Here is a 16,923-nt window from a genome sequence, read left to right as displayed (position 1 = left end):
CAAATTTTCTTAGTTTAAATTCAATTTAAATTTAAATTACTCCAATCTTTGAATAAAATATATACTTTTATGGTGAATGAAAATTAGGGTTAAACATGTCCAGATCTAGACGAAGTGATGGTGACTTAACCAAGTCCAAAATTATTGAGGCAGCAGGACCTTTAATTGCCCAATATGGTTTTGCAAAGACAGCGAACAAAACAATTGCTAACGCTGCGAATGTCGATTTGGCTGCAATTAATTATCACTTTGATGGTCGAGACGGATTATATCAAGCTGTGTTAGTGGAAGCTCACGCTCACTATCTAGATGAAAAATATTTACTAGAACTTGTTGAAAGCACTCAGTCACCAGAAGAAAAGCTAAGCTTATTACTTGAGACCTTGCTGCATAAATTAAACGAACAAGATGTTTGGCATGGCAAAGTCTTTATTCGTGAACTATTTTCACCGTCTGAACATTTATTAAGTTTTATTGAATTTGCAGGTATGAGGAAATTTTTTCTTATTCGTAAGCTCATTAGTCAAGTTGCTGGTTTAGATGAAAATGATTCAGCTGTTTTGCCTTGTATTTTAAGCGTGATGACACCTTGCATGATGCTCATTATTGCCGGACCAAATGCTCAAGCACCTGAGCCGCTTAAAAATATTGCTCAGATGCCATTATATGATTTAGTTGAACATTTTAAAAAATTTTCATTAGCAGGATTAAAAGCAATTAGCCAAGCAAATCTTAAAAATTAGCTATTTAAACATTTCAAAATTGCCTGTACTGGATCTTCTGTATTTCCAGAAATAAGTTGTTTATGCATGGTTAAATGTTGCATCACTTGAATTTGAGCTGTTTCAACATTCATTAGTTTTTCTATTTCAGCGGCTAAATTTTCTGGTGTTGCATCAGCCTGAATAAGCTCTTCAATGACTTTCTTACCCGCAATAATATTGGGTAAAGAATAATAAGGAATTTTCACCAAAAGCTTAGCAATTATATAGGTCAACCAATGCAACTTATAGAAAGTGACCATCGGTCTATGCATGAGCATGGCTTCTAATGTTGCAGTCCCAGAAGCTAAAGCAATGATGTTACTTGCATTCATGACCATACGGCCAACTTTTGATTCACTGTCTGTATTTTCTAAAATATGAATTACAGTTTTCAAATTAGGCGCTAATTGTTCAACACCCTGCTCAATCTGCTGTTTACGCGCATCGTTAATCGCGGGAATTAAGAATTGAATGTCTGGATATTTTTTATGCAGAATATTGGCAGTTCCAAGCAACATAGGCAAAAGTCGTTCTACCTCACCTTTTCGGCTACCTGGTAACAAAGCAATATGTTTTTGATTTTCATTAAGACCTAATTGCTGTTTGGCAATTTGAATTGGATTTTCAAGTGGCAATTGTTTAGCTAATGGATGGCCTACAAATGCTGCTGGAACTTCATATCGTTCATAAAAAACTTTTTCAAAAGGAAATAAGCAAAGTACTAAATCTATACTCTGTTTAATGCCATGAACACGTCCTTGACGCCACGCCCAAACAGAAGGACTGACATATTGAACTGTTTTTATTGGAAGATTCTTTTCTTTAATACTTTTAGAAAGTCTGAGGTTAAAGTCTGGCGCATCAATACCAATAAAAATATCAACTGGATTTTGAGTCCATTGATTGATTAAACCATCCCGCACGGCGAATAATTTTTTTAAGTCTTTTAATACCTCAACAATCCCCATCACAGACAGAGTTTCCATTGGGTAATAACTGTTAAAACCTTCAACAATCATTTGAGGCCCACCGATTCCCTCAAATTCGGCATCGATTCCTTGTTCTCGAAAACTACGCATAAGTTTCACACCAAGCGTATCTCCAGAAACTTCCCCAACCACAATGCCTATTTTAAGTTTTCGGTTTGTCAAGGTGATTTACCCAAGAATTTGAAATAATGCATTCTAGCATAGAGGTTTATCAATCTTGAACTTGATATATATGTACTTACCAAAAGCAACCACAGCACAAGCTATCTAAAATTACACTCATTCACCATCTTTTAATCTAAATTAACAATGCAATTTGAATTGTAGCTTACATTTACAAACAATAAAATAAATGAGAATTATTTACATTATCCTTAATCTTATGAATATCCCACCTCGACCATTTAAGCTTACTGTAATCGCCTGCGCGATTTGTTATGCGAACCTCTCTTATGCTCAAGACTCAGAGGTACAATCTTTACAGACGATCCAAGTTAAAGCATCAAATGCTGAGCAGTCTTCTGAACAAACCAAAGCATATAATGTTAAGAACTCAAGTAGCGCAACCAAACTTAATATAGAGGCTAAAGAAACTCCTCAAACTATTAATGTCGTTACTCGTCAGCAAATTGAAGATTTTGGACTTACCAGCACCCGAGATGTTTTAAAAAATACCCCAGGTGTAACCGTATCTAATCAAGAAACTGAGCGAACTACTTATATGGCTCGCGGTTTTGAGATTTCAAATATATTAACTGACGGCGTGGGTTTTCCCCTCTCAGGTTATAATTATAACAATACGAATCCTGATACTTATTTCTATGATCGTGTAGAAGTTGTTAAAGGTGCTGATTCTTTAACTAATGCCTTCGGTGATCCGAGCGCAACAATCAACAATATTAGAAAACGTCCGACTCAAGAATTCCAAGCAAGTGGCGGTGTAAGTTATGGTTCTTGGGATACGCAGCGTTATGAAGCTGATGTCTCTGGCGCAATAATACCGAGTGGAAAAGTACGTGGCCGTATTATGGGCTATGAGCAAACTGGTGATTCTTACCTTGATCGATATTCGTCAGAGAGAAATGGTTTCGCAGGTATTATTGAAGCTGATTTGACAGAGAGTACTTTACTGACCGCAGGTTATAGCCAAGAACAAAATAAACCCAATGCAAACAACTGGGGTGCTCTGCCTTTGTTAGATGCTAATGGTAAACAAATTTCATATGACCGCTCATATAACCCCAACCCCGACTGGGCACACTGGGATAATGAAACACAAAATGCTTTTGTTGAATTAAAGCAAAAAATTAATGATCAGTGGATCGCTAAGCTGACCTATAACTATCTTGATACCAAGCATAATAGTCGTCTTCTTTATTATTATGGTTATCCAAAAGCTGATGGATCAGGTGTTTCTCTAACCCCTTGGGGTGGTCAAGAGCACCAAGAAAAACATGCTGTCGATTTTAATCTCGAAGGAAAATATAAACTTTTCAATCGAGAACATGAGGCATCTTTAGGCTATAGCTATGTCCGTAATCATCAGCAAGATAAACAATCTACAGGAACGATTAACGATAGTAACGTTATAAAATCAACCACTACGGATTGGTCAAGTTGGACACCGCAATCTATAACTTGGTCTGATTTCACAGAAGTTGCAAACTATAAGCAGAATATTAATTCCATCTATGCTGCGACACGCTTGCATCTTAATGAAGATTTAAAACTTTTACTTGGGGCAAACTATGTCCAAGCTGAAAGTAAAGGTGAAAGTTATGGTTCCCCAATGTCATATAGTGAAAGTAAAGTCTCACCCTATGTTGGACTAACTTATAACTTTACACCTGAATATACAGGTTATATGAGTTACACCTCAATTTTCCGTCCTCAAACTGGTATTGATAAAGATACCAATCAAGCTTTAAAACCTATTGATGGCAAAAGCTATGAGATGGGCGTAAAAAGTTCATGGTTAGATGACCGTTTAACAGGAACGCTTTCAGTATTTAAAACTGAACAAAATAATTATCCTCTACGCAGCTCTGATGGAAATCCACTTAATCGAAAAGTACCAACGAGTGATTTAGAATCACAAGGTGTAGAAGTCGGCTTATCAGGTCAAATCACAAATAATGTGAATCTTTCTTTCGGCTATGCTCAATTTAGTATTAAAGATATTAAAAATGGCGGCGAGGCAAGAACTTATAATCCAAACCAGACACTTAACGTGCTAACCACTTACACGCCACCAGTTTTACCGAAGCTAAAAGTTGGTGCAGGCTTACAATGGCAAGATGGGATAAAGTTATATGATTCAAATGTTAATAGTACGATTAAACAAGATGCATATGCTTTAGTTAATTTAATGGCCAGTTATGAAGTCAACGATCATATTACGCTTCAAGCAAATGGTAATAATATTTTTGACAAGAAATATTTAAATAGTTTTCCTGATGGCCAAGCTTTTTATGGTCCTTCTGCCAACTATACAGTTGCTGTAAAGTTTAAATATTAATATCGTAGCCAATCCCAATTTAGGGATTGGCTTTACTTATTATTCTTTGTGTATGTGTCAGTAAAGATGTCCAAAACTGTAAATCTCCCTGTGTCATATCGTATAAAAGTTTTCTATCGATTCTTGCTAGTTTTCGGTATGGGCTTTGCCTGTATGGCATATTTAAGCCTTGGACTCATTGGAATTTTTCTTTTGACCCTCGACAAAGCTGAAGCTATATATCTCGCTGCATTTATAGCAATTCTATTTTACGTCATCTTTGTGATTGTTGGTTTCTGCGTTCAATCACTTTTGAAACTCACTGGGCTATCAATTGTTTTGTGCGCCCTTTTCTTTTTTGTGACACGTATGGTGGGTTATGCATAAAGGTATACGTCAATCTATGGCATGGCTACACTCATGGACTGGCTTAATATTTGGATGGCTCGTATTTGCCATTTTCTTAATGGGTAGCCTATCTTATTACCGCCACGAAATTAATTTATGGATGCAGCCTGCACTTGTACAATATGAAGTAAAACAAGATATTTCCATTAAAACAGCATATCAATATTTACAAGAAAAAGCTCCAGATGCCAAGTCTTGGTATTTAACTGTGGCTACACCTGAAAATCCCGTCAACACTATGTATTGGGAAAAAGCTGACGGCGGTTATGGCAATGCCACACTTGATGCTAACACGGGAAAAGAACTTCAACTTTCGGCAACTCTAGGCGGCGATTTTTTTTACCGTTTCCATTACCAACTTTTTGGCATTCCAATAATAGTTGGACGATTAGTCGTGTGTCTTGCAGCATTTATTATGCTGATTGCTTTGGTTTCAGGCATTATTACCCATAAAAAAATATTTACCGACTTTTTTACTTTACGCACATTTAAGTCTCAGCGTTCATGGCTAGACTTTCACAATATTTCTTCTGTCGTTGCACTGCCCTTCTTTTTAACCATTACATTTACGGGCTTAGCTATTTTCTTTTATTTATATCTACCTTGGGGAATGCAAAAGATTTACCCTGAAAACCCTTATCAATATTTTACCGAAATCCGTACAAAGACTGTACTTGAGAATCAATCAATCCAGCCTGCTCAAAACTTAGCTATTGATAAGCTATTGAACCAAGTTCAACAAAGTTGGGGTAATCAACCTTTATCAACGATTAGTGTGAAAAACCCGAATACCAATCAGGCGCAAATTACATTTATTCAGCAAGAAGACCGCTCTATTACTCGTAATCAAGCTCAAATTACATTAAATGCTTCAACTGGCAAAGTTTTAGAAGACACACGTAATAATAGCCCTATTGCAACGTTAAATGCGGGTGTCTATGGGCTACATATGGCGACATTTGCTCAGCCTTTACTTCGTTTAGGATTCTTTTTCTCAGGCATTTTAGGCTGTGTAATGATTGCCTCTGGTTTGTTACTGTGGAGTCTTAAACGTCAAATTCAAAATAAGAATAGTAAATTTCATTTTGGACACTATTTAGTTGACCGTTTAAATGTTGCAGCGTTTGTTGGCTTACCTTGTGCAACTGTCGCCTATTTAAGCGCCAATCGATTGTTTACAGTCACTTCAACCACGATCAATTATGAAATTTATAGCTTTTTCTTAGTTTGGTTAATCAGCTTGATCATTGCTTTATTCACTAAAAAGCAGCATTTGTGGCGAACTCAACTTTGTGTTTTTATTATGCTGTGTATTGCACTTCCCATCTTAAATCTAAGTTATTTACTTAAACATGAGTATGTTCAAAGCCTCAGAGATTATTGGACCTTTGCACGTGTAGATGTATTTTTGTGGATCTTTGCAGCTTTAGCAATTTTTATATTCTGCAAAATTCAACCTATCCAGCATAAAGCTGTCGCAAAAATTCAAAAAAAGCTGAATAAACTAAATACTGAGGTGAGCTCATGATTCTTATAGCTTTCATCTTAATTTTATTAGGTATGTATTTACTATTTATGGCGAGTGAAAAATATCGATCACCGAAATCGACAGGACATTTCAAATCGCTAGCTCAAAAATATTACCGACACTTTAAAATAGCTGCATTCATATTATTTAGTTTATGTGCATTTATTCTTATTCAACACTATAAATTTTCAATTGGTTTTGTCAGTTGGTGGATCTTTGCAACGCCATTAACTTTTATTCTTATACTTTTAGTTAATCCTCTAAAGTCTTCAAAATAAGCTTTTCTTTAAAAAATGATGAAAAATAGAACAAGCTAAGCAATATTTTGATTGCTTAGCTTTTTTTTGCATAAGCAAATCATTATTCATGACAACTGTTTATCTCTAAAAGGAATAAGATATGTGCGTTTCGTGATAAGTGGCGATAAAGATGTCTGGTGCTTTTGAATTTATCTTAGCAGGTATGTTAGTTGGTTTCTGTGTAGGGATTACAGGAGTTGGTGGTGGATCATTAATGACACCAATTTTAATTGGCCTTTTTAGAATTGAACCTCATATCGCAATTGGTACCGATTTACTTTATGCCGCAATTTCAAAATTTTGTGGATCAATGGTTCACGCTAGAAAGCTCAATATTGTCTGGCCAATTGTTTTATGGTTAGCAGTAGGCAGTATTCCTGCATCTTTCGGTACCACATGGGTACTTGAGCATTATTTAAGTCAGTCAACACACTATAAAGCTGTACTCACCATGGTGTTAGGTTTTATGCTGACTTTAACTGGTGTATCTATCATTTTCCGCTCTCGTATTGAGAAGTTCTTTAGTCGTTTTAGAAGTAAAGAAGTCACTCAAACTGAGACTGAGCATTTAGCTATCCATAAGAAACGTAGCTTTATCGTGGTGATGGGTATCATCTTAGGTGTATTCGTAACGCTTTCATCAGTCGGTGCTGGTGCATTTGGAATTATGGCACTCGTGATCATGTTCCCGAACTTACCAATGATTCGAATTATTGGGTCAGATGTTGTACATGCCGTATTGCTTACTTTAGTAGCTGGCCTTGGACATATGAGTGCTGGTAACGTCGACTTTACGCTTCTTATGTGGTTATTGGTGGGTTCAATTCCTGCAATTATTGTTGGTACGCTAATTAGTTCTCGTATGCCAGAACGATTAATCCGAAAAATTTTAGGGATTACCCTATTTGCCCTCGGTGTTAACTTTATGGTTCACCCAGTCAAAGCAAAACCGAAAGCACCTGTGGTACAACAACAAGCTGTAGTTGCCGAAAAAACAAGCAACTCAACTGAAAGATAGCAAAATCAATAAGATTTTTCCAAACTGAAATACCATGAGATGTAGGATTTTCATAATTATTTCATGGTATATTCAGTACACAAAACAACCTTTAGTATGATCGAACCAGTGACAGCAATGACTACACATTCAAATTCCGTTTCAAAGCCAGATATCGACGACGTTAATATTAAAAGCATTCAAACTCTTGTAACACCAGCCGAGCTTAAATCAGAACTTCCTTTATCTGATGTTGCTTCACAAACTGTTCTAAAAGGTCGCGATACCATTCGTAATATTTTAGATGGTTCAGATAAGCGTTTGTTTGTCGTTATTGGTCCTTGCTCTATTCATGATCCAAAAGCTGCCCACGAATATGCCGATCGTTTAAAAGCATTAAGTGAAAAGGTTAAAGATTCATTGTATTTAGTTATGCGTGTTTATTTTGAAAAACCACGTACAACAATTGGTTGGAAAGGTCTCATTAATGACCCTGACATGAATGACTCTTTTAATATTGAAAAAGGTTTACGTATTGGTCGTAAGCTTTTACTTGAATTAAATGAAAAAGGTTTACCATGTGCAACTGAAGCACTTGACCCGAACTCTCCGCAATACTACCAAGACTTAATTTCTTGGTCTGCAATTGGTGCACGTACAACCGAAAGCCAAACTCACCGCGAAATGTCTTCTGGTCTATCATCACCAGTAGGTTTTAAAAATGGTACAGATGGCGGTTTAACTGTTGCAACCAATGCGATGCAGTCTGTTAAATATGGTCATAGCTTCTTAGGTCTTAATGAAGACGGACAAGTTTCGATTATTAATACGAGTGGTAACCCCTACGCACACGTAGTATTACGTGGTGGTAATGGCAAGCCAAACTACGATGCTGGCTCTGTTGAAGAAGCAGAAAATGCTTTAGCAAAAGCAAAAGTTAGCACTAAAATCATGATTGATGCGAGCCACGCAAACTCAAATAAAGACCCGTACTTACAACCACTTGTTCTTAAAAATATTACTGAACAAATTTTAGATGGTAATAAGTCAATTGTTGGTCTTATGGTTGAAAGTCACTTAAAAGGCGGCCGCCAAGATATTCCTGAGAATCTTTGTGATCTCGAATATGGTAAATCAGTGACTGATGGCTGTATTGACTGGGAAACGACTGAAAAAACATTACTTGAAATGCATGAAGCTTTAAAAGACGTTTTACCAAATCGTTAATACATCTTTTTAAGAAGATCAATTAAGCCCTCATTTTTGAGGGCTTTTTTATTTTTCTTTGTCGGAATTTATCTATGATGACTTTTCTTTTTTGATTATACTTCGGCGAGCTTTTCCACTACGACCGCCTAGAATATGGTGCTGAGTTTCCGTCAACATTTGCTGAAGTGGCGCACGCTTTTAAGTGCTATCACTTTGCTGTGTTTACTATGGCACATTTTTTTGCCTACTTTAGTGCAAATTGGCATCGTACCTGAGTTATACACCATGCCTAGTCACTGTCAGCCAGTCACGCTAGAGCATTCATTTCACCAACAAAATTTCAATACTCAGCAGCATCACTCTTCACATGCCCATCACCATATGGAATCTGTTCAAGATAAATTTCATAGTTCGCATGCTCAAGAAGTTTTTGCTCTAGCTACTCAAATCATGAAACATTGTCCGCTTTGTACGCATGGTCTAGATGCAGCAATTTTAATTCCTTTAATTGCTTTGATTTTTGTTTTAATTTTACGTTGGTTTACCCGTGTACGATGCCTGTGCCATACGTGGACAATACAGCTAGAACTTCCCCCTACCTTCTATATTTTACCGATTAAACACGCCCCACCTGCTGCTCTGTAAAAACGCAACTTTTACCATCCTTGATTTTCAAGGACTCAAAACTTATTGCTTTTTATAGGGCCAAAATATGTTATCCCTCAAATTCCGCTTATCTGTTTTAAGTGCGGCGTGCTTTTCTGCCTCAGCCAGCCCTATTATTTTTGCTGAAGATTTAACACCAGCAAATAGTGACACAAAAACATTAACTACGATTGTAGTCACAGCAAGCCGTGAAGGTGAAACACTCAATAAAACACCAGCAGCGATTAGCCAAATTAATAATGACCAAATTGAAAATAAACATGCCACGTTTATTGGACAACTTGTGAACCAGACACCAGGGGTTTTAATGAATGACCTTGGTAATGAGCAGCACATGATGTCTATACGCCAACCCATGACAACCGCAGCTGTATATCAATATTTAGAAGATGGTCTTTCAATTCGTCCTGTAGGCGTGTTTAACCACAATGCCCTATACGAAATGAATATGGCTGGCGTGGACAATATTGAAATTTTGCGTGGACCTGCGAGTAGTGTTTATGGGAGCAATGCCATTGGCGGAACTATTAATTTTTTAACAAAGGCGCCAAGTACAACACCAACAGCTGATATTGGCCTGAGTGCGAGTAGCGAAGGTTATCGCCGTGTAGATGTAGGGGCATCTGATACTTTTGATACAAACAACGGAACACATGGTTTAAGAATTTCTGCCTATGCCAGTGATCGCGGTGATAGCTGGCAAGATCATGCCGAATCAGATAAACAAAGCGTTACCTTACGTCATGATTGGCAAATTTCAGACACAACTAAACTGAAAAACATTTTTAGTTATAACCACTTATATGCAGATATGACAGGTAGTTTAAATGCTGAAGATTATAGTCAACGCCCTGGCTATAGCTATCAGACATTTACCTACCGTGAAGTAGATGCAACTCGATTGTCTTCCCAGCTTAGCCATGACTGGAATGATCAGCAACAAAGCCAAATTACTTTATATTATCGAGACAATACAACTGAGCAAAACCCAAGCTATAACATAAAAACAGATAAGAAAGATGGAGTTGCAACAGGAACATACAGCGGACAAACAACATACAATAGTTTTCAGTCCTATGGGCTTAACTTACAGCATTCAGCAACGTTAGGCCAAGTTAAGTTAGTTGTCGGTGGCATGGCTGAGCATTCTCCGACCCAAGGTCGAACCAATGACATTGAAGTTTTTCGAGATCCAGTTACCCGTATTTATACCGGTTTTAAACAGCGAAAACTTTTACGTGATTTTGATGTCGATGTTGATAATGAAGCAATCTACGCCCAAGCTAACTGGCAAGCTCTACCTACTTTAAACTTAGTCGGCGGCGCTCGTTATGACTGGATTCGTTATGATTATCAAAATAATTTAACTCCATCTAATGTTACGGGCGCACCAGATGAAACGCGAAACTTTCATAAGGCCAGTCCGAAACTAGGTGCAATTTGGAACGTAACACCACAAATTGACTTCTATACAAACTGGTCACAAGGCTTTGTCCCACCAGAAGTTAGTAGCCTTTACGGCGCAAATTTAGTCACACCAAATTTGACTGAAGCAACTTTTACCAATATTGATGCAGGTATTCGCTTTAAAACATTGAATGATCGTTTGGACGGTGAAATTACGCTTTATCGTTTAAATGGTGAAGATGAAGTAATTAGTTATACCAAGCCAGATAATAGCCGTGAACCACGGAATGCGGGTAAAACTCGTCACGAAGGTATTGAAGTGGGTGCAACTTGGCAAATTTCCGATCAGCTTGACCAAAAACTGAAACTATCAGGTAGCTGGGCTCACCATCGTTATGAACAATTTCAGCCATCATCCACTATCGACTATAGTGGTAATGATATGCCAAGTGCCCCAAAAACTTTTGGTACGCTGGAATATCAAATTAAACCAATTCCCGAACTACTACTTTCAGCAGAAGTTGTCTATGTAGGTTCATATTGGATTAATGATGCTAATACACAAAAATATGACGGACACACAGTACTCAATCTTCGTGCGAGCTATCGTAAAAAAGCTTATGAGGTATATGGTCAGATTTTAAATGTGGCAGATACTCATTATGCTGAAAGTACTTCTTTTAGCAATAATGAAGTGAGCTATACGCCAGCTGCACCACGTACTTATTTATTAGGTCTACGCTATCACTTTGGTGATTAATCAACTTTAAGTTTGTGGTCATCAATTTGGCCACAAGCTTTTATCTAGCTATAAATAAAAATAACTCACCACAAAAGAAAAAAGCAGCACGGTTTCGCTAAGCTCCATCGCTGCCCCGACTGTATCACCTGTAATACCGCCAATTCTTTTAATAAAAAGATGTCTTAAATAAACCAGACTGATCAAAAAGCAAATAATGGCGATGAGTCCTTGCCATTCCCAATATAAAGCCAATAACAAAACTACAGCAGTTATTATCCATGACGCTTTTTTAGGGAAATGATCAGTCAATGAACGGCCTAAACCTTTTTCACGGACATATGGTGTGGTTAAAAACAAAATAGACGGCACAACACGTCCAAGTACGGGAACAAAGACTAAAAATAACGTTTGATGTTGTTCAATCAACACATAAATCAATACAAACTTGAGCAAACAAATAATAACTAAACTTAGCACGCCAATTGGACCACAACTTGGATCCTTCATGATTTGTAAAGTACGTAGTTTGTCTCCAAAACCGCCCACCCATGCATCTGCCGTATCTGCTAGCCCGTCTAGATGTAATCCCCCTGTCAGCCAAATCCATAAAGTCATTATGATAGCAGTAAGCAAAAGAACGGGTAATTTAACTAAAAGACACGAGATAAGAAAAAGAATGCCGCCAATAATCAGCCCAACCAGTGGATAGAACAAAATAGCTCGACCATTTTGTTGCGCCGTTGGCATTGTCTTTAGCTCAATAGGTAGAACAGTTAAAAATTGCAATGCAATCCAAAAAGGTGTCATATCCAAATCTCTAACTGATCTATATTTAAAAGCAAATTGGATTATGAAGAAATAAAAATGGGAATAGCAATCCCTATTCCCCTTAAAGACTCCAAAAACTGAAAATCTATTGCATTTGATAGCACTGTTTCAATTTAATGTAGTCGTAGTAAAAACTAGTTGGTGTATAACGTGCATAGTTACATGCAGATTTGAACAAAGTTTCTTTTTCGTTATAAAGCATTTTTACCAAAGTATTGCCTTGGCTATTTTGGTAAATATCCCATTGGACATTTGCCGCCATAGGTGAAACTACTTCACCACGCCATGCGCTAGTTGAGTAATTATAAGTCTGACGTAGTGGTAAAGGCTGCATCATATTATGTAAATCTAGGCTGGTTGCCAAAGGAATAATAATTTCAGCATGGGCAAACCGTACAACTGCTTTGTAAGGCTGAGCTTTATTCACCACGGCGTCAACTTGTTGGAACAGGTCCTGTTTAAGTCCTTGAGCAATTTCACTTGTGACTTGATTTGACTCAGTAAAACTTGGACCTTTTTCGTAAAAATCGTTTGCATCATTAAATTCAGCGTAGAATTTCGCAGCATCTAACGGCATATATTTATCAAAATCGATACCCTTTAACTCATCTTTCATGCCACCAGAAATTGAATAGAGCTCATAAACATAAGCCGCTGCATCAACTGCACTAGCAATCGTATTTTTCCCCTTACCTTTTTCTGTAATTTGCTCACCTTTTGGTGAAGTTACCGTAAAGGATCCGGTATTGCTAAAGCTATAACCTGTTGTACCCAGTTTTTTAATAAAGTCTGCTTTAAAAATCGGATTAAGTACAGTTTGGGCCGTTTTTTCAGCTGCTGTATTTTTTGATAACTCATCTAACTTTTGGGCTAAATCTTTATTATTTTCTTCAAAATCCTGATAGGCCTGACTAGCATCATAAATTTTTTGTTGACTAGCATTAAGTGGTTGAGTCAAGTCTTCATCTGCATTCAAACTATGAAAATAGAGTTTAAAACGATCAACACCACCATCTTCAATACTTGGAACGCTTGCACTCGATAAACTAGTATAAGACGTTGGTACAATTTTATCTTTAAGTTGCGATTGTTGTTGAATAAGTTCAGCCGTGAAGAATTTAGCACTATCTACTGCACGATCCACCCCAGAACTTTGTACCAATATAGATGCTTGCGAATTTAAAAGACTTGGCAAGCGTTGCAATAAACGATCTGCAATGCCGCGGTGTTCTAAAATACCAGTCATGGTTTCATTTCCATAACCGTACTGGCGGATTCCTTCCACACCATAGCCTAATAAAATATTGGCTTTCATCATTGCTTCTAAATCAACACCTAATTGTTCACCTAATGGTGTTAAGGCATTTTCTGCTTTTGCCTGTTTCCATAAATTATAAAGTGCCAAATCATATTTCAGACTTGAGAGACCTCTTGAACCGTGACGGGCCACTAACTCGGTAAAAACTGGCTGGAATCCAGTGGGTGCTTGTTCATAGTTTTTTATTTCTTGTTGTGGTTGGTAAGGCGTTTTAGTTTGATAATATTTTGATGCATTTGTGGATGGTGTCGTTTGATCATCATTATCGTTACACGCTACGAGTAATAATGATGCTGCAAGCACAGTCGTTTTAAATAAAATATTCATAAGTCAGATGAATGATTAATAAGAAATGCCAATAGCTTAATTTTTAGCAATGACAGTTCTATTACAAATACTCAAATATCTTTATAAAAATAATAACTTACATGTGTATAAAAATATAAAAGTGCTATCTCAACATAAAAGTTAATTGACCATCTGTTTCAGAAAAGTCGAATGAATATAATTTCCCAAGCTCTGCCGGCATTTTTAGCAAATCATCTAAAGGTTGTTGCGTGGCCAAACAAGCTAATAGCTTAATCACACCGCCGTGGGTAACAACCAATGCATGTTGCCAGTTTTGGTTTTGCATCTCTACAAGTAGTTCCTGAAAGCCTTTAAGCACCCTTGTTTGAAATTGCATTAATGTTTCTGCATGCGGTGGACAATATTGACTCGGTTTTTGCCAAAAATTTGCCAGTAATTCCGGTGAAGTTTCATAAATTTGCTGAGTTGAGACACCTTCCCACTCACCAAAATACATTTCTTTTAAGTCATGGTTTAAAAGTAAAGGTAGCTGAGTTGTCTTTGCAAGTTGCTCAGCAAAACAAGCACAACGTTTTAATGTTGAACTTATAATGACATCCCATGACTGATTTGCAACTTGCTCAATGGTTGACTGCATTTGCTGCCAACCTTTTGCCGTTAACTCATCATCCAAATGTCCACGTAAAGTATGGCTATATTGACTCTCGCCATGTCTGAGCAAATCAATTCTGAATTTACCCAATTTTATCCCCGCTTACAGCAGCTTGTGCAAAGGTAGCCATTTGGTTGTGTAACACACATGCCATTTTAACTAATGACAAAGCAGTACCTGCACCACTACCTTCACCTAAACGTAAATTCATTTTTAAAATCGGCTCTGCATTGAGTTCTTGTAAAATACGGCGATGACCGTATTCAGCCGATTGATGGCCAAATAACATCCAGTCACGTACTTTAGGATTCATTCGTACCGCGCACAAAGCAGCGACCGAACTAATAAAGCCATCCACAATAATAGGTAAGCCAATCTGCGCACATCGAATATAAGCACCTACAATTGCCGCAATTTCCAATCCACCAACTGCACACAATGTTTTGAACGCATCACCAGTAACATGTTTATGGTGAAGTTCGATTGCTTGTTCAATGACTTCAATTTTATGTCTTAACTGATCGGCACCAATTCCTGTCCCTACTCCAGTTAATTGCTCGGCAGTATCATTTAATAAAAGACATGCTAAGGCAGAAGCAGAACAGGTATTTCCAATTCCCATTTCACCAGCAATATAAATATCTGCGCCATTGGCTTTAGCCGTGTCTACACTATTTTTACCTAACTCTAAAGCAGCACGACATTCTTCAGCATTCATTGCGGCTTGTTTGGCAAAATTTGCTGTGCCAGCACGAATACAATGACGCTCAACACCTACGTATTCGTATGCTTCGCCCACTGTACCGCAATCAATCACTTGCAAATGAGCTTGATGATATTTGGCAATGACACTAATTGCTGCACCACCGGTCGTGAAGTTTTGCAGCATTTGACGGGTTACGGCTTGAGGATATGCAGAAATATTTTCTTCAACTACGCCATGATCGCCCGCAAAAATCGTGATCCATGGATGGTTAACATGTGGATGTGCATTTGACTGTAAACTGGCAAGTTTAACTGCTATCAGTTCTAAATCACCTAAGGCACCAGTAGGTTTTGTGAGTTGGAGTTGATGTTGCTCTGCTTGTTGTTTTGCGTCCAAATTTGGTTGCTGTACAGACTCTAACCACCAGTTCATTTTATTTCTCACCTTTTAAAATCATTGGAAAACCAGCCACACAAAACACAACCTTATCTGCAATTTGCCCTAGAGCTTGATGTAGTCTGCCTGCTTCATCGACAAATCGTCGACTTATCTCACCGAGTGGCACAACGCCTAAACCCGTTTCATTACTTACTAAAATAATTTCTGACTCAAGCGTAGGTAAAACTTTTAACAGCTGCTCACACTCAAGTTGTTGAACACTTTGATCATCTAACAGTAACAAATTGGTTAGCCAAAGCGTTAAACAATCCACCAAAATAATTTGATTAGGTCGATCAATTTTTTGTAGAGCATTTGCTAAATATAATGGTTCTTCAACCAAAGACCAGTGAGCAGGACGCTGATTTTGATGATGTTCAATTCGACTTTGCATTTCTGGGTCAAGCGCTTGCGCCGTAGCAACATAAGTCACAGCTAATTGTGTATTTATTGCTGTTTGTTCAGCCAGTCGGCTTTTGCCAGAACGGGCTCCACCCAAAATCAGTTGCAACATGAATCACCTAAAAACAAATGCTGAGATGGATATAACTTACCCTGTAAAGTTTGAGCCTGATAATAACCAAACGTTAAATGCTCGACTTTAAGATCAAATTCAGCGTGTTTGTATTGTACAGGTAATTGAGAAATTTTTCGTAAAATCAAATCACTACTATATTCTTTTTTATATAACCCCAAAGTAATATGCGGGCAATACTCTAAAGCGGCAATTTCATTAGAAACTAAACCTAACTTTTGGCGTATTTGAGATAAGATATTTTCGGTGTCTTGGATTTGAACAAATAAAGCGCTACTAAAGCTATCAACAGAACCAATTTTTAATTGAAATGAGGAAAAATTCTCTTTTCTTAAAATTTCCCTTTGCTGCTCCAACTCACTCAAACTAAAGTCATCACTATAGATTCTAGTTTCGTGGTTTAAAAATCCACATATAAACAGCGTGATATGATATTGACGGTTATTGGGTTCTAATAAAAATTCTGAAAAATGCGCGCGCAAGGCATCTAAATAATCAACTATTTTTTGATCATTAATTTCTAAATACCATAAAGCATAATTTTGGCGCCCAAGATGCCATTCGGGATAATCCCGTATAGATGTTGGCACCATGAACGTCGAAGGTTTTAGCAGCACAGCTTTAATTCAAA

At 37.4% G+C, this 16,923-nt stretch carries 17 protein-coding genes; 9 read left to right on the top strand and 8 right to left on the bottom strand.

Features of this window, described 5'->3' with window-relative positions:
- The first annotated feature begins 95 nt into the window (after positions 1 to 95).
- Positions 96 to 743, top strand: coding sequence for a CerR family C-terminal domain-containing protein (locus I7H67_RS12165; protein ID WP_198307954.1), 648 nt, complete (start codon positions 96 to 98; stop codon positions 741 to 743).
- Here the strand turns inward: I7H67_RS12165 and lpxB are convergent.
- Positions 740 to 1,915, bottom strand: coding sequence for a lipid-A-disaccharide synthase (gene lpxB, locus I7H67_RS12160; protein WP_198307953.1), 1,176 nt, complete (start codon positions 1,913 to 1,915; stop codon positions 740 to 742). The two genes, I7H67_RS12165 and lpxB, sit on opposite strands and share 4 nt — an antisense overlap.
- A gap of 220 nt (positions 1,916 to 2,135) precedes the next feature.
- Between lpxB and I7H67_RS12155 the strand changes: the two genes are divergently transcribed.
- The 4 genes from I7H67_RS12155 to I7H67_RS12140 all read left to right on the top strand — a co-directional run bounded on the left by I7H67_RS12155 (position 2,136) and on the right by I7H67_RS12140 (position 6,464).
- Positions 2,136 to 4,271 carry a TonB-dependent siderophore receptor gene (locus I7H67_RS12155; protein WP_198307952.1) on the top strand — a complete coding sequence of 712 codons (2,136 nt, stop codon included), beginning with the start codon at positions 2,136 to 2,138 and terminating at the stop codon, positions 4,269 to 4,271.
- A gap of 66 nt (positions 4,272 to 4,337) precedes the next feature.
- Complete coding sequence (locus I7H67_RS12150; RefSeq protein WP_005304867.1) at positions 4,338 to 4,637, top strand: hypothetical protein; 300 nt, start codon at positions 4,338 to 4,340, stop codon at positions 4,635 to 4,637.
- Positions 4,630 to 6,186 (top strand): PepSY-associated TM helix domain-containing protein, encoded by a 1,557-nt coding sequence (locus I7H67_RS12145; RefSeq protein ID WP_198307951.1) that lies wholly within the window; start codon positions 4,630 to 4,632, stop codon positions 6,184 to 6,186. Before I7H67_RS12150 ends, I7H67_RS12145 begins: the two co-directional genes overlap by 8 nt.
- The gene (locus I7H67_RS12140) at positions 6,183 to 6,464 is read left to right on the top strand and encodes a DUF1634 domain-containing protein (RefSeq protein WP_198307950.1); all 282 of its coding nucleotides are present in this window, start codon (positions 6,183 to 6,185) and stop codon (positions 6,462 to 6,464) included. The genes I7H67_RS12145 and I7H67_RS12140 overlap by 4 nt, the downstream gene beginning before the upstream one ends.
- Here I7H67_RS12140 and I7H67_RS12135 read toward each other — a convergent pair.
- Positions 6,456 to 6,554 carry a hypothetical protein gene (locus I7H67_RS12135; protein ID WP_174741479.1) on the bottom strand — a complete coding sequence of 33 codons (99 nt, stop codon included), beginning with the start codon at positions 6,552 to 6,554 and terminating at the stop codon, positions 6,456 to 6,458. The genes I7H67_RS12140 and I7H67_RS12135 overlap by 9 nt on opposite strands.
- A 61-nt stretch (positions 6,555 to 6,615) precedes the next feature.
- Here I7H67_RS12135 and I7H67_RS12130 point away from each other — a divergent pair, with 61 nt between their 5' ends.
- The 4 genes from I7H67_RS12130 (at position 6,616) to I7H67_RS12115 (ending at position 11,524) form a co-directional block, all read left to right on the top strand.
- Positions 6,616 to 7,503, top strand: coding sequence for a sulfite exporter TauE/SafE family protein (locus I7H67_RS12130; RefSeq protein WP_049836553.1), 888 nt, complete (start codon positions 6,616 to 6,618; stop codon positions 7,501 to 7,503).
- A gap of 96 nt (positions 7,504 to 7,599) precedes the next feature.
- Positions 7,600 to 8,709 carry a 3-deoxy-7-phosphoheptulonate synthase gene (locus tag I7H67_RS12125; RefSeq protein WP_013198033.1) on the top strand — a complete coding sequence of 370 codons (1,110 nt, stop codon included), beginning with the start codon at positions 7,600 to 7,602 and terminating at the stop codon, positions 8,707 to 8,709.
- A gap of 135 nt (positions 8,710 to 8,844) precedes the next feature.
- A complete protein-coding gene (locus tag I7H67_RS12120) occupies positions 8,845 to 9,336 on the top strand; it encodes a hypothetical protein (RefSeq protein WP_198307949.1) in 492 nt (163 codons plus the stop codon).
- Between the two features lie 67 nt (positions 9,337 to 9,403).
- Positions 9,404 to 11,524, top strand: coding sequence for a TonB-dependent receptor family protein (locus I7H67_RS12115; protein ID WP_198307948.1), 2,121 nt, complete (start codon positions 9,404 to 9,406; stop codon positions 11,522 to 11,524).
- 48 nt (positions 11,525 to 11,572) lie between these two features.
- Here I7H67_RS12115 and I7H67_RS12110 read toward each other — a convergent pair whose 3' ends face one another.
- The 6 genes from I7H67_RS12110 to I7H67_RS12085 all read right to left on the bottom strand — a co-directional run bounded on the left by I7H67_RS12110 (position 11,573) and on the right by I7H67_RS12085 (position 16,885).
- Positions 11,573 to 12,313, bottom strand: coding sequence for an adenosylcobinamide-GDP ribazoletransferase (locus tag I7H67_RS12110; RefSeq protein ID WP_198307947.1), 741 nt, complete (start codon positions 12,311 to 12,313; stop codon positions 11,573 to 11,575).
- A 106-nt stretch (positions 12,314 to 12,419) separates the two neighbouring features.
- Entirely contained in the window at positions 12,420 to 13,979 is a 1,560-nt protein-coding gene (locus tag I7H67_RS12105) for a histidine-type phosphatase (protein WP_198307946.1), read from the bottom strand.
- A gap of 124 nt (positions 13,980 to 14,103) precedes the next feature.
- A complete protein-coding gene (locus I7H67_RS12100) occupies positions 14,104 to 14,703 on the bottom strand; it encodes a histidine phosphatase family protein (RefSeq protein ID WP_198307945.1) in 600 nt (199 codons plus the stop codon).
- Complete coding sequence (gene cobT / locus I7H67_RS12095; RefSeq protein WP_198307944.1) at positions 14,696 to 15,751, bottom strand: nicotinate-nucleotide--dimethylbenzimidazole phosphoribosyltransferase; 1,056 nt, start codon at positions 15,749 to 15,751, stop codon at positions 14,696 to 14,698. Before cobT ends, I7H67_RS12100 begins: the two co-directional genes overlap by 8 nt.
- A 1-nt stretch (position 15,752) precedes the next feature.
- The gene (gene cobU / locus I7H67_RS12090; RefSeq protein ID WP_151962722.1) at positions 15,753 to 16,271 is read right to left on the bottom strand and encodes a bifunctional adenosylcobinamide kinase/adenosylcobinamide-phosphate guanylyltransferase; all 519 of its coding nucleotides are present in this window, start codon (positions 16,269 to 16,271) and stop codon (positions 15,753 to 15,755) included.
- The gene (locus tag I7H67_RS12085) at positions 16,259 to 16,885 is read right to left on the bottom strand and encodes a 2'-5' RNA ligase family protein (protein WP_198307943.1); all 627 of its coding nucleotides are present in this window, start codon (positions 16,883 to 16,885) and stop codon (positions 16,259 to 16,261) included. Before I7H67_RS12085 ends, cobU begins: the two co-directional genes overlap by 13 nt.
- Positions 16,886 to 16,923 lie beyond the last annotated feature (38 nt).

Origin of the sequence: Acinetobacter sp. ACIN00229, assembly GCF_016106645.1 — a bacterium.
Classification (GTDB): Bacteria; Pseudomonadota; Gammaproteobacteria; order Pseudomonadales; family Moraxellaceae; genus Acinetobacter; species Acinetobacter oleivorans.
The sequence above is the reverse complement of the archived record's forward strand: the minus strand, read 5'-3'. Positions and strand labels throughout refer to the sequence as shown.

What these genes read in the sequence shown, in the direction of transcription:
- I7H67_RS12165 (WP_198307954.1), top strand. Translation starts at nt 96, where the DNA reads ATGTCCAGATCTAGACGAAGTGATGGTGACTTAACCAAGTCCAAAATT.
- I7H67_RS12155 (WP_198307952.1), top strand. Translation starts at nt 2,136, where the DNA reads ATGAATATCCCACCTCGACCATTTAAGCTTACTGTAATCGCCTGCGCG.
- I7H67_RS12150 (WP_005304867.1), top strand. Translation starts at nt 4,338, where the DNA reads ATGTCCAAAACTGTAAATCTCCCTGTGTCATATCGTATAAAAGTTTTC.
- I7H67_RS12145 (WP_198307951.1), top strand. Translation starts at nt 4,630, where the DNA reads ATGCATAAAGGTATACGTCAATCTATGGCATGGCTACACTCATGGACT.
- I7H67_RS12140 (WP_198307950.1), top strand. Translation starts at nt 6,183, where the DNA reads ATGATTCTTATAGCTTTCATCTTAATTTTATTAGGTATGTATTTACTA.
- I7H67_RS12135 (WP_174741479.1), bottom strand. Translation starts at nt 6,554, where the DNA reads ATGAATAATGATTTGCTTATGCAAAAAAAAGCTAAGCAATCAAAATAT.
- I7H67_RS12130 (WP_049836553.1), top strand. Translation starts at nt 6,616, where the DNA reads ATGTCTGGTGCTTTTGAATTTATCTTAGCAGGTATGTTAGTTGGTTTC.
- I7H67_RS12125 (WP_013198033.1), top strand. Translation starts at nt 7,600, where the DNA reads ATGATCGAACCAGTGACAGCAATGACTACACATTCAAATTCCGTTTCA.
- I7H67_RS12120 (WP_198307949.1), top strand. Translation starts at nt 8,845, where the DNA reads ATGGTGCTGAGTTTCCGTCAACATTTGCTGAAGTGGCGCACGCTTTTA.
- I7H67_RS12115 (WP_198307948.1), top strand. Translation starts at nt 9,404, where the DNA reads ATGTTATCCCTCAAATTCCGCTTATCTGTTTTAAGTGCGGCGTGCTTT.
- I7H67_RS12110 (WP_198307947.1), bottom strand. Translation starts at nt 12,313, where the DNA reads ATGACACCTTTTTGGATTGCATTGCAATTTTTAACTGTTCTACCTATT.
- I7H67_RS12105 (WP_198307946.1), bottom strand. Translation starts at nt 13,979, where the DNA reads ATGAATATTTTATTTAAAACGACTGTGCTTGCAGCATCATTATTACTC.
- cobT (WP_198307944.1), bottom strand. Translation starts at nt 15,751, where the DNA reads ATGAACTGGTGGTTAGAGTCTGTACAGCAACCAAATTTGGACGCAAAA.
- cobU (WP_151962722.1), bottom strand. Translation starts at nt 16,271, where the DNA reads ATGTTGCAACTGATTTTGGGTGGAGCCCGTTCTGGCAAAAGCCGACTG.
- I7H67_RS12085 (WP_198307943.1), bottom strand. Translation starts at nt 16,885, where the DNA reads ATGGTGCCAACATCTATACGGGATTATCCCGAATGGCATCTTGGGCGC.